Here is a 12,036-nt window from a genome sequence, read left to right as displayed (position 1 = left end):
GATGACGCTCGGCAGCGAACGGTGGGCGGGGCGCAACAGCATGAGTGACGACCGAACTTCCTACCCGGAATGACCCGGGCGAGGTTCAAGGGTCTGCGGGCGCCGTAGGGCTACGACGCGTCCGCACTCTCAGCGCTGTGGCGCTCCCCTGTCGGAATGTATGTGCGTTTTTTTCCACGCCACCGTACCAGCGGGGGCTCAGCGTTCCGAGGCCGCCAGCTGACCGCAGGCGCCGTCGATCTCCTGGCCCCGGGTGTCCCGGACGGTCACGGGCACGCCGTGCGCCTCAATGGCCCGTACGAACGCCGCCTCGTCCTCGGGCCGCGAGGCGGTCCACTTCGAGCCCGGCGTCGGATTGAGCGGAATGAGGTTGACATGGACCCGCTTGTTCTTGAGCAGGCGCCCCAGCAGGTCACCGCGCCATGCCTGGTCGTTGATGTCGCGGATCAGTGCGTACTCGATCGAGACCCGGCGGCCGGACTTCTCGGCGTACTCCCAGGCCGCGTCCAGCACTTCGCGGACCTTCCAGCGGGTGTTGACCGGCACGAGGGTGTCGCGCAGCTCGTCGTCGGGCGCGTGCAGCGAGACCGCGAGCCGGCACTTGAAGCCCTCGTCGGCGAACCGCAGCATCGCCGGGACCAGTCCGACGGTGGAGACGGTGATGCCGCGCTGGGAGAGGCCCAGGCCGTCGGGCTCGGGGTCGGTGAGCCGCCGGATAGCGCCGACCACGCGCTTGTAGTTGGCGAGCGGCTCGCCCATGCCCATGAAGACGATGTTGGACAGCCGCGCCGGGCCGCCGGGAACCTCGCCGTCGCGCAGCGCCCGCATCCCGTCGACGATCTGGTGCACGATCTCCGCGGTGGTCAGGTTGCGGTCCAGCCCGGCCTGACCGGTGGCACAGAACGGGCAGTTCATGCCGCAGCCGGCCTGCGAGGAGATGCACATGGTGACCCGGTCCAGGTAGCGCATCAGCACGGACTCGACGAGGGTGCCGTCGTGCAGCCGCCACAGCGTCTTGCGGGTGGCGTCGTCGTCGCACGAGATGTGTCGCACCACCGACATCAGGTCCGGGAGCAGTTCCGCGGCCAGCTTCTCGCGCGCCGCCGCGGGGATGTCGGTCCACTGCGCCGGGTCGTGCGCGTAGCGGGCGAAGTAGTGCTGCGACAACTGCTTGGCGCGGAACGGCTTCTCACCGATCGCGGCCACCGCCTCGCGGCGCTCGGCCGGGCTGAGGTCGGCGAGGTGCCGTGGGGGCTTCTTGGCGCCGCGGGGGGCGACAAACGTCAGTTCTCCCGGGGCCGGGCGTGCCATGGGCGGAAACTCCTCTGTGCGACGAGGCCGGACGGCTTCCGCCGACGCGGAGCCAGGGGCCGGCCGGGGCCGGAACCAGGGGACCTCACGGATCATCCCCGCGGTCGCGGGAACGGGAAGGGCGCGCCGCGAACGAGCGGCGCGCCCTCCAAGGGTAACCGGCGGCGGTCAGCCCGCTCCCACGAAGATCACGAACAGCAGCCAGACCACCGGCGCGGTCGGCAGCAGCGAGTCCAGCCGGTCCATGATCCCGCCGTGGCCGGGCAGCAGGGTGCCCATGTCCTTGATGCCCAGATCCCGCTTGATCATGGATTCGCCGAGGTCGCCCAGGGTCGCGCTGACCGCGACCGCCAGGCCGAGCAGCAGCCCCTCCCACCAGGCGCCGCCCTTGATCAGGAACTGCATGCACAGCGCGCCCGCCACCATCGCGAAGAGCACCGCACCGACGAGTCCCTCGCGGGTCTTACCCGGGCTGATCCGCGGCGCCAGCTTCTTCTTCCCGAAGCGCCAACCAATCGCGTAGGCACCGGTGTCGCTGACGACCGTCAGCAGCAGGAACGTCAGCACCCGCTGCGGCCCATCGTCCGCGGCCGCCAGCATCAGGGCCACGAACGTCGCCAGGAACGGGACGTAGAACGCCGCGAAGACCCCGGCCGTGACGTCCCGGAGGTAGTTCTGCGGCGCCTCCGTCATCCGCCAGACCAGGACGGCGAGCGCGGTGAGCGACATCGCCACCCACGCCCCCTCGGCACCGCGCACATACCCTGCGATCACCATGGCGGTGCCGCCGACCGCGAGCGGAACCAGCGGCACCCGGATGTCCTTGCGCTCCGCCAGCCGCGAGGTCAGTTCCCACAGGCCCACGACGACGGCGAGCGCTATGACACCGATGAACACCGGCTTGTAGACGAAGAGCGAGGCGAGGATCACCGCGCCGAGTCCGACGCCGACCCCTATGGCAGCGCGCAGATTGCGCCCCGCGCTCTTCTTCTGCGGTTTCACTGGGTCACGGTCGGACCCGGGGAGCGAGGTGGGCATGGGCTCCTGCGGCCTGTCGTCGCGGAACAGGGGGCCGCTCAGCCGAGCAGCCCCCCGGTCGTCCAGGTTGTCCTGGTCATCCCGGACGTCCCGATGGTCGTCCTGGTGTCCGCCCGGCTCGGGCACGATGGGCATGGGCCGAGTCTGCGCCGCGCCGCCCCTGCCGTGCACGGGACCCGCCGGGACGGGGGGCGCCGCCCCGCGCAGCGAGGCGGCCGATCCGTGATCGGGCGGTCCCCAGTGTCCGGCGCCGACCGGGGTCCCCCAGGATGACTCGTTCATCAGACCTCTAGGAGCTCGGATTCCTTGTGCTTGAGGAGCTCGTCCACCTGCGCGACGTACTTCGCGGTGGTGTCGTCGAGCTCCTTCTCGGCCCGACGCACCTCGTCCTCGCCCGACTCCTTGTCCTTGACGAGCTTGTCGAGCGACTCCTTGGCCTTGCGCCGCACACTGCGGATCGAGATCTTCGAGTCCTCGGCCTTGTTCTTGGCGACCTTGATGAACTCGCGCCGGCGCTCCTCGGTGAGCTCCGGGAAGTTCACGCGGATGATGTTGCCGTCGTTGCTCGGGTTGACGCCGAGGTCCGAATCGCGGATCGCCTGCTCGATGTTGCGCAGCGCGCTCTTGTCGAACGGGGTCACCACGGCCATCCGCGGTTCCGGCACCGAGAACGACGCCAGCTGATTGATGGGCGTCATGGCGCCGTAGTAGTCCGCCACGATCTTGTTGAACATCGCCGGGTGCGCACGCCCGGTGCGGATCGCGGCGAAGTCCTCCTTGGCGACCACGACGGCCTTCTCCATCTTCTCCTCGGCTTCGAGGAGGATCTCTTCGATCACCACTTGCTCCTGGTCTTATCGGTAAGAAGCAGAGCCTCGCCCCTGCCGCGCGTCTTCTCCTGCACGGTGTCCGACCGGCAGGCGGTTGTCCATCCCCGTACCGAGGGTCTTCCCACGACCGGGGGTTGCCGCCCGTACGGGCCGACACCCGTACGGAATCAGGCAGTTGAGGCCGTCAGGCCCGGGTGTTCTGATCGCTGACGAGCGTGCCGATCTTCTCACCCTTCACCGCACGCGCGATGTTCCCCTCGGCCAGCAGCTCGAACACGAGGATCGGGAGCTTGTTGTCCCGGCACAGCGTGATGGCGGTGGCGTCGGCAACCTTCAGGTCGCGGGTGATGACCTCGCCGTATTCGAGGGCGTCGAACTTGACCGCGTCCGGGTTCTTCTTGGGGTCGGAGTCGTAGACGCCGTCCACGCCGTTCTTCCCCATCAGCATGGCCTCGGCGTCGATCTCCAGGGCGCGCTGAGCGGCGGTGGTGTCGGTGGAGAAGTACGGCATGCCCATACCGGCACCGAAGATGACAACGCGCCCCTTCTCCAGGTGGCGCACCGCGCGCAGCGGAATGTACGGCTCCGCGACCTGCCCCATGGTGATCGCCGTCTGGACCCGGGAGTCGATGCCCTCCTTCTCCAGGAAGTCCTGGAGGGCCAGGCAGTTCATGACCGTACCGAGCATGCCCATGTAGTCGGAGCGGGCCCGGTCCATGCCACGCTGCTGGAGTTCGGCACCGCGGAAGAAGTTGCCGCCGCCGATCACGATGGCGATCTCATAACCGTCACGGACCACCGCGGCGATCTCGCGGGCGATGGCGTGCACGACATCGGGGTCCACACCGAGTCCGCCGCCACCGGCGAACGCCTCGCCCGACAGCTTCAGAAGGAAGCGTCGCTTACCGGCTTTGTGGGTGTCTGCGCCGTCGGCACCGTGATTCATTGAGCTCTCCTCGTGCACATACGAAGAAGGCCATTGCCGTGGGTCTTGGTCAGATCCCTGTCCGGCAATGGCCTCCTCGTCACATCTGCGGCCGACCGATGAGCGGCCGACTGCGTACGACCCTAGCGGGGCCGTAGGTCATTCGCTGCCTCGCGGCAGGCTCAGATGCCGACCTTGATGCGCGCGAAGCGCTTCAGGGTGACGCCGGCCTCCTGGAGAACCTTCTCCACGGACTTCTTGTTGTCGAGCGCGTACGGCTGGCCGAGCAGCGTCGCGTCCTTGAAGAAGCCGTTGAGGCGACCCTCGACGATCTTCGGCAGCGCGGCCTCGGGCTTGCCCTCGGCGCGGGTGGTCTCCTCGGCGACGCGGCGCTCGGCCTCGACGACCTCGGCCGGCACGTCGTCCTTGGAGAGGTACTTCGGGGCGAACGCGGCGATGTGCTGCGCAATGCCCTTGGCAACCTCGGCGTTGTCCTTGTCGAGCTCGACCAGAACACCGATCTGGTGCGGCAGGTCGGGCATCGTGCGGTGCATGTACGCCGACACGTAGCCGTCGGAGAACTGCGCGAAGCGGTCCAGGACGATCTTCTCGCCGAGGTTCGCGTTGGCCTCGTCGACGTACGCCTGGACGGTCTTGCCGGCCTCGATCTCGGAGGCGAGCAGGGCCTCAAGGTCCGCCGGGTTGGTCTTGGCGACGTGCGCGGCCAGAGCGTTGGCGACGGCCTGGAACTTCTCGCCCTTGGCGACGAAGTCGGTCTCGCACTTGAGTTCAAGGATCAGACCGGAGGTGTTGTCGTCGGCGATCAGGGAGACCACAGCGCCGTTCTCGGCGGAGCGGCCCTCGCGCTTGGCGACGCCCTTCTGGCCCTTGACGCGCAGGACCTCGACGGCCTTGTCGACGTTGCCCTCGGCCTCATCCAGGGCCTTCTTGCAGTCCATCATGCCGGCGCCGGTGAGCTCGCGGAGCTTCTTGACGTCAGCGGCGGTGTAGTTCGCCATGGTCTGTGAATCTCTTCTCGAAATCGCGAAAGTCGAAAGATCTACGGGTGGACGGCGGGGGCGGCGCTTGTGGCGCCCTCCCCCGCCGTCAACCAACCAGTCTGAGAGGTCAGCCCTGCTCGGCCGGCTTCTCGGCCTCGGCGGGCTTCTCGGCCTCGGCGGCCGGGGCCTCGGCCTTGGCGGCCTCGTCGTCGGACTTCTTGTCGCCTTCGAGCAGGTCGCGCTCCCACTCGGCCAGCGGCTCGCCGGCCTTCTCGCCCGGCTTCTGGTCGCCGGTCGCGGCACCGGAGCGGGCGATCAGGCCCTCGGCGACGGCGTCGGCGATCACGCGGGTGAGCAGGGTGACGGAGCGGATCGCGTCGTCGTTACCCGGGATCTTGTAGTCGACCTCGTCCGGGTCGCAGTTGGTGTCGAGGATCGCGACAACCGGGATGTTGAGCTTGCGCGCCTCGCCGACGGCGATGTGCTCCTTCTTGGTGTCCACGATCCAGACGGCGCTGGGCACCTTCTGCATCTCGCGGATACCACCGAGGGTCTTCTCCAGCTTGGCCTTCTCGCGGGAGAGGACCAGGAGCTCCTTCTTGGTGAGGCCGGAGGCGGCCACGTCCTCGAAGTCGATCTGCTCAAGCTCCTTGAGGCGCTGCAGACGCTTGTAGACGGTCGAGAAGTTGGTCAGCATGCCGCCGAGCCAGCGCTGGTTCACGTAGGGCATGCCCACGCGGGTCGCCTGCTCAGCAATGGCCTCCTGGGCCTGCTTCTTCGTACCGACGAACATCACCGAGCCGCCGTGGGCGACGGTCTCCTTGACGAACTCGTAGGCGCGGTCGATGTACGACAGCGACTGGAGCAGGTCGATGATGTAGATGCCGTTGCGCTCCGTGAAGATGAAACGCTTCATCTTCGGGTTCCAGCGGCGGGTCTGGTGCCCGAAGTGGACGCCGCTCTCCAGCAGCTCCCGCATCGTGACGACGGCCATGGCCGTACTCCTTGTTTTCTCGGTTCCACCGCGACCGGCTGATCGCAGTGCCTGACGCCCCGACGCGCCTGCCTGGGGAGGAACCGGGTGGAACCTTCCGAGGACCGAGGAGCGCGGCCGACGTGCTGCCCGAACGGGACTGCTGCACTGGCGGCGGGGCGTGCGAAGTCGACCCGGTGACCCGGATCGCCATCAGAAGTGTACGGGACGGGCGATGCACCAGGCGACACGCACCATTTCGCGCCCCTTCAAGGTGACGCCGATATCCACAACCCCCCTTCCGTCCACAGCTTTTGACCAAGATCCCCGCGCCGGCCCCGCATCCGCCATCGTCAAAACATGCGACGACTCACCGATCCGACCAACCGGCGGCTCCACGCCACGCCCCCACTTTCCCGACGACGCAACGTGACCCACCCACGACGCTCCGCCCACCCGCAAAGGCCCAACGTCGAACTACGGCAACTCCCTGGGCGCGGAGGCTCACCGGGCTTTCGCCGTAACCAGCAGGTCCGCCACGGACCGCCTGCGGACCAGGCGCTTGGGGTGTCCCCGGCCAGGGAGCACCCAACCAAGAGAGTGCGACCACCTATCGAGTCCGCGCCCCTTGTTGCGTCTTCTGTCTCCGTGTCCGTGTCCGCGCCTGTGTCCGTGGCGGGTTCGGGACGGACATCAGTTGAGGGGCTGAGCCCGGGGCCGGGGCCGGGCCCGGGTTCAGCGTCAGCTCCGGAGCCAGCTCCCACTCCAACTCACGGATTCGCCTCGGCATCGACTCAAAAACCGAGCCGAGATCGCGTCGGGGTGCAACCCTCAAGCCTGAGCCACCAAGGCGGCAGCCGACGCCCGCTCCTTCCGTTGCTCCGTCCGCTCACGCTGTGCGCTCTGCGCGCTGTGTGTGCTCTGTGCTTATGCGTACTGTGCGTCGGGGCGTCCGTAGAAGCGATCGGTACGGCTGGAGTGGCCGACGCAGCGTCGCCGATGACCACCGCGCCACCTCCCCTGACCAAGGCCGGAGCGAAGCTGGCTGCCCGACCGGCAGCTTCGACGGCGGACCGCTCCTGGCCAGTCGACGGCCCCGGCGGGGCACCGCCCACAGTGCTGCGCGGCTGGGAGCCACCTCCAACCCCCTGGGCCGCAGGACACAGAGGCGTCGACCTGGCAGCGCCCACGGGCGCAGTCGTCAAAGCTGCTGCGCCTGGACAGATCACATTCGCCGGTACCGTCGCCGGCCGCGGCGTCCTCACCATCGAGGTGTCCGACTCGGGCCACCCACCGTTACACACCACCTACGAACCGGTCCGCGCCTCCGCCCACAAGGGCCAACAGGTCGCCGCCGGCCAGCCCGTCGGTGTTCTGGAAGGCGGCCCCTACCACTGCCGCGCCCCATGTCTCCATTGGGGCCTACTACGTGGCACGACCTATCTGAACCCACTCTCGCTACTGCCACCGGCCATACTCCACGGCGCCCACTCACGCCTGCTCCCGATCTTCGGCATCCCCGAACCCAACGCCGTACCGGAGGCCGGACCGCCCCGTCCACATCGTGAACAACCGGCCCTCACCACTCATGGAGGCACGAACACATCGGCGGACGCTACTGGTGCAGCCTTGCTCGGCGCTCTCGCCCTCGCCGGCGCCGCCCTGTGGGCCTTGGGCCGCCTCCGCGGATCCACAGAGAGGAAGGAACGAGTTACGCGGCGCGGCGCTGCCTCGTGCACTGGCAGCGGGAAGCGGCGGTTGGGCCTCGTACAGCGTGACGGAGGGCGGAAACCGTGGAGAGCGAAACGCACGTAGGGAGACACGTAGGGAGAGAGAAGTTGCAGGGCGAGTTCAGCGCGAGACGCTCCGACCGATACAGAGATGCGCTGCCCCGTACAGCCCTGTTGAGCCTGCCGACGCCGGCCACTCAACGCTGCAGAGCTAGCCCAACACGCGACGCTCCTGCGGGCTGCGGGCTGCGGGCTGCGGGCTGCGGGCTGCGGGCTGCGGGCTGCGGGCTGCGGGCTGCGGGCTGCGGGCTGCGGGCTGCGGGCGAACGACCAGTTGGGGGAGGTGGAGGAGGCGGGGGGGAGGCGGGGGGCTCAGAAGCTCGGGAGCGAGCCACCCCTCCCCCACGCCCATCCCCCAGCCACAGCCACAGCGACCTCACCGTCCCACTAGAAGCCCCCGCCCCACACCGGAGTTCAGCCGCGCACCCCGTTGAGGGCCATTGCCACCGCCGCCTCCGTGATCTCTTCCGGGTTCTCGGCGGCGCCGAGTTCGATGCGGCGGACCGCGGCGTCGACGACTCCCTGGAGCAGCATCGCGGCGAGGCGGGGCTGTGCGTGACCAAGGGTGGCCAGCGCATAGACGATCATGGCGATCAGTCCGCCGTGCGCCGCGCGGATCTTCTCCCGTGCGCCCGCGTCGAGTTCACCGGCGGAGATGGCAACGACGGCGCGGTGACGGCGGTCGCCGACCAGGGCGAGTTGCCGGCGCACATACGCCTCGACCTTCCCTTCGGGCGTCTCGGCGCTCTCCATTGCCGACTCGACCTCCGCGGCCCACACGGGAAAGTCGACGGCGCACAGTTCTTCGACGACAGCCGCGCGGGAGCGGAAGTACTCGTATACGGAGGAGCGCGCGAGTCCTGTGCGCTCGGCGAGGGCGGGGAAGGTCAGCGCCTCCGTTCCGCCCTCGGACAGCAGTGTGCGGGCGGCGTCCAAGAGGGCGCCGCGCTGCATCGTCCGGTGCTCGGCCACCGAGGCCGCTCGAATCCTGGGCACGTCACCACTGTACGGATGGCGTCCTCGTCGCGGCACTCCGCATCGCGACACGGATCGTTGTGACGCGGGTCATCAGCACATCGATGCGGGCGCGAGGTCGCAACTTCCCCTCCCGACCCTTACACCCCTCCTTCCGGGCCACTGCCTCGCTTGGTTGGGAAGCGGCCCCCGGACAGGGACAGCGCCCGCAGCCGCCAAGCTCCCCACCTCAACGCGCCGCCACAAACCACTTGCACCCAGCCAGCCCGACCCACCACGGCCCAAGATCCGGCGAACAATCCAGTAGCCCCATGAACCTGCGATCCCCGAAGCCCCGCGCCCGTACGACGGACCGTCGCTCACCCGCCCCATCCCGGACGCTCGCCCGCTCTCAACGCCCGACGTCCGCCAGCTTCGCGCGGAGCTGGAGTACGGACTTGGTGTGGATCTGGCTGACCCTGCTCTCGGTGACACCAAGCACGTTGCCGATCTCGGCGAGGGTGAGGCCCTCGTAGTAGTAGAGGGTGACCACGGTCTTTTCGCGGTCGGGCAGGGTGTTGATGGCGCGAGCCAGCAGCCGCCGCAGTTCGCGGTCCTCGGCGATCTCGACCGGGTTCTCGGCGGCGGTGTCCTCCAGGGTGTCCATCAGGCTCAGGCGCTCCCCGCCCTCGCCTCCGACGTGGAGGAGCTCTTCCAACGCGACGACGTTCGCCAGGGACAGCTGGCTGAAGACGCCGTGGAGTTCTTCGAGCGGGATGCCCATCTCGTCGGCGACCTCCGCCTCGGTCGGGGTGCGACGCAGCTGCGCTTCGAGGGTGGCGTAGGCACGTTCCACGGCCCGGGCCTTCTGGCGTACGGATCGTGGGATCCAGTCCAGGGCGCGTAGTTCGTCGATCATCGCGCCGCGGATGCGGGTGATGGCGTACGTCTCGAACTTGATGGAGCGTTCGGGCTCGAACTTCTCGATGGCATCGATGAGTCCGAAGACTCCGGAGGAGACGAAGTCGGCCTGCTCGACGTTGGGCGGCAGTCCGACGCTGACGCGGCCGGCGACATATTTGACCAGCGGCGAGTAGTGCAGGATCAGTTGTTCCCGCAGGCGTCCGTCGCCTGACGCCTTGTAGGAGCGCCACAGCTCGTCGAGCGAGGTGGGCGGGGCGGGGCGCACGCTGCCGCGCGCGGCGGGTGGTGCTGCCGCGCGGTCAGACCCGGAGGTGTGCTGGGGCATTCGTCGCCTTGAGCCGTTCTGCCGAGACGGGGGTGGATGGATGTATGAGGCTTGAACTGTCGTGAGCGTAGCGTGACCGCGGCGTCGCGGTGTGCGAGGAAGGCAGGTTGGGTGTGCGCAGATACGTTCCGCTGCCCGCACCCCAGGGTTACTTTGCGCGACACGGCGGCACTCGGACGGAGCGCCGGAGGCGCGTGCGCCGGGAGTGCGCCCCTGGGGAGCGGTGGGGGCGGGCGAGGTGGTGCAACGGGCGGAATCCTTTGCGTGCGCCGTGTCGTATCGCGGGCGTCCAACGGGCCTGCCGCATACGCCGAAGCACGGCAAATCTGGCTTCTGCGGTCATTCCCCTCACCCTTTCACCCGTTCGCGCCAGGTCAAGTACCGCCTCGCCGGGAACCTTCGGTCGAGTTGGCCCGTCGCACCAACTCCCAGCTCTCACCGCACCTTTGAACGAATCCGAGGGCGTGGAGCTCGAAGAGCTTGCCCTGGGTGAGATCGCGAGGCGTGCCCGACTCCCGGGCCAAGTGGGCGGCATCGGCGCCGCCACGTGCGGGTACGGCTTCGAGCACCCGGAGGGCGACCGGGTCCAACAGATCGCGGGCGAGCGTCGGGCCGCGGCGCTCGGGGGCCAGCTCACCGATGCTGCCGACGAGTTCGATGACCTCGTCGGCGTCGGTGACCACCGCCGCCTCGCCGCGCAGGAGTTGGTGCACCCCGGCGGAGAGCCCGCTGGTGATCGGCCCTGGCATGCCCATCGTGAAGCGTCCGAGATCCAACGCTCGTCGGGCGGTGACCAGTGATCCGCTGCGGAGTTCGGCCTCCACGACTACGGTGCCGCGGGTCAGGGCGGCGATGACGCGGTTGCGTTGGACGAAGCGGCTCCGGGTGGGATGGTCTCCCGGTGGCAACTCGGCGATGACCAGCCCCTGTTCGGCGATCCGGTCGATCAACTCGGTGTGTCCGCGCGGATAAGGGTGGTCGATGCCCGAGGCGAGCACGGCGATGGTCGGGCCGTCCGCGGCGAGCGCGCCGCGATGGGCAGCGCCGTCCACGCCGTACGCCGCTCCGGAGACGATGGTCCAGCCGCGTTCGGCGAGCCCCGCGCCGAGGGTGGTGGCGAGGTGGGCGCCGTAGTCGGTGCAGGCCCGCGCTCCGACCACGGCGACCGAGCGGAGCGCCCAGATCCGTAAGTTGGCCGCGCCGCGCGCCCAGAGGCCGATGGGCCGGGCGTCGCCGAGGTCGTCCAGTTGACTGGGCCATTCCTCGTCGCCCGGGCAGATGAAGCGCCCGCCGAGCGCGGCGACGGCGGCGAGGTCGGCGGCGGGGCGGGCTCGCGCCGCGCGCAGCCGGAGGCCCGCGAACTTGGTCGGGCTGGCGCCGACGGGTGGGGGCGCATCCTCTTCGGACAGCGCGTGCCAGAGGGCGACGGGGCCCAGCTCGCGCAGCCAGCGGCCGGCGGTTTCGTCACCCGGTTCGAGAATCCGGGTGAGCGCGGCGCGGGCGGCTCGCTGCGGTTCGTAGCTTCGGGAAGCTGCGGATGCGGTACGGGGAGCGGCGCGCTTCCGGGCGGCCCCAGCGGGCAGCGCACGGGGCGGCCCGCCGGACGCCCCACCGGAACGGCCTGGTTTTGCCAGGGCATTGTGGGTGGGGCACCGCTTGCTGCGCCCCACGACCGGTTCTGGCCTCATCCCGGCGCCGGATTCTGGCTCCGCTCCAGGCCCCGAACTCGCTCCCGATACGGGCTCCTCCCCCGTCCCATTCGTGACGAAGCCCCATTCGTCGACGGTGTTCATCGCTCCTCCCCGCCATCCACCGGGCGGACGAGAGCGATCCGCGGCCTGTGATCCTGCGTCTTCTTGAGCCTCTCCCCCTGGGCCGTTCGCAACGGTCGCCCCGTCCTGGGCACTGCCGTCGCCGGCTGCTCCGCTCCCGTCCTCATCGCGCTCGTCCCCGTCCCACTGGTCT

10 protein-coding genes and 1 riboswitch are annotated in these 12,036 nt (G+C 69.2%); of the genes, 1 reads left to right on the top strand and 9 read right to left on the bottom strand.

Annotated features, from left to right (window positions below; all coding sequences use genetic code 11):
• Window positions 1–39 precede the first annotated feature (39 nt).
• Window positions 40–160: riboswitch (TPP riboswitch) on the bottom strand.
• A gap of 38 nt (window positions 161–198) precedes the next feature.
• From rlmN to rpsB, 6 genes are all read right to left on the bottom strand, one after another.
• Window positions 199–1,311 (bottom strand): 23S rRNA (adenine(2503)-C(2))-methyltransferase RlmN, encoded by a 1,113-nt coding sequence (rlmN, locus tag ACFVFQ_RS18215; protein WP_383416565.1) that lies wholly within the window; start codon window positions 1,309–1,311, stop codon window positions 199–201.
• A gap of 168 nt (window positions 1,312–1,479) precedes the next feature.
• Window positions 1,480–2,631, bottom strand: a complete 1,152-nt coding sequence (locus ACFVFQ_RS18210) for a phosphatidate cytidylyltransferase (RefSeq protein ID WP_383416562.1) — start codon at window positions 2,629–2,631, stop codon at window positions 1,480–1,482.
• Complete coding sequence (gene frr, locus ACFVFQ_RS18205; RefSeq protein ID WP_274912984.1) at window positions 2,631–3,188, bottom strand: ribosome recycling factor; 558 nt, start codon at window positions 3,186–3,188, stop codon at window positions 2,631–2,633. Before frr ends, ACFVFQ_RS18210 begins: the two co-directional genes overlap by 1 nt.
• A gap of 175 nt (window positions 3,189–3,363) precedes the next feature.
• On the bottom strand, window positions 3,364–4,125 hold the full coding sequence (pyrH, locus tag ACFVFQ_RS18200) for a UMP kinase (protein WP_383416559.1): 762 nt from the start codon (window positions 4,123–4,125) through the stop codon (window positions 3,364–3,366).
• Window positions 4,126–4,286: 161 nt separating this feature from the next.
• Window positions 4,287–5,123, bottom strand: coding sequence for a translation elongation factor Ts (gene tsf, locus ACFVFQ_RS18195; protein ID WP_383416556.1), 837 nt, complete (start codon window positions 5,121–5,123; stop codon window positions 4,287–4,289).
• 109 nt (window positions 5,124–5,232) lie between these two features.
• The gene (gene rpsB, locus ACFVFQ_RS18190; protein ID WP_383416553.1) at window positions 5,233–6,099 is read right to left on the bottom strand and encodes a 30S ribosomal protein S2; all 867 of its coding nucleotides are present in this window, start codon (window positions 6,097–6,099) and stop codon (window positions 5,233–5,235) included.
• A gap of 339 nt (window positions 6,100–6,438) precedes the next feature.
• Between rpsB and ACFVFQ_RS18185 the strand changes: the two genes are divergently transcribed.
• Window positions 6,439–7,893, top strand: a complete 1,455-nt coding sequence (locus ACFVFQ_RS18185; RefSeq protein ID WP_383416550.1) for a murein hydrolase activator EnvC family protein — start codon at window positions 6,439–6,441, stop codon at window positions 7,891–7,893.
• Between the two features lie 389 nt (window positions 7,894–8,282).
• Here ACFVFQ_RS18185 and ACFVFQ_RS18180 read toward each other — a convergent pair whose 3' ends face one another.
• The 3 genes from ACFVFQ_RS18180 to dprA form a co-directional block, all read right to left on the bottom strand.
• A complete protein-coding gene (locus ACFVFQ_RS18180; protein WP_383416842.1) occupies window positions 8,283–8,822 on the bottom strand; it encodes a TetR/AcrR family transcriptional regulator in 540 nt (179 codons plus the stop codon).
• A 412-nt stretch (window positions 8,823–9,234) separates the two neighbouring features.
• Window positions 9,235–10,071, bottom strand: a complete 837-nt coding sequence (gene whiG / locus ACFVFQ_RS18175; RefSeq protein ID WP_383416547.1) for an RNA polymerase sigma factor WhiG — start codon at window positions 10,069–10,071, stop codon at window positions 9,235–9,237.
• 374 nt (window positions 10,072–10,445) lie between these two features.
• The gene (gene dprA / locus ACFVFQ_RS18170) at window positions 10,446–11,759 is read right to left on the bottom strand and encodes a DNA-processing protein DprA (RefSeq protein ID WP_383416544.1); all 1,314 of its coding nucleotides are present in this window, start codon (window positions 11,757–11,759) and stop codon (window positions 10,446–10,448) included.
• Window positions 11,760–12,036 lie beyond the last annotated feature (277 nt).

It is taken from the genome of Streptomyces sp. NPDC057743 (assembly GCF_042798755.1).
GTDB lineage: Bacteria > Actinomycetota > Actinomycetes > Streptomycetales > Streptomycetaceae > Streptomyces.
Note: the sequence above shows the minus strand (reverse complement) of the source record. Positions and strands in the feature narration are given on the sequence as shown.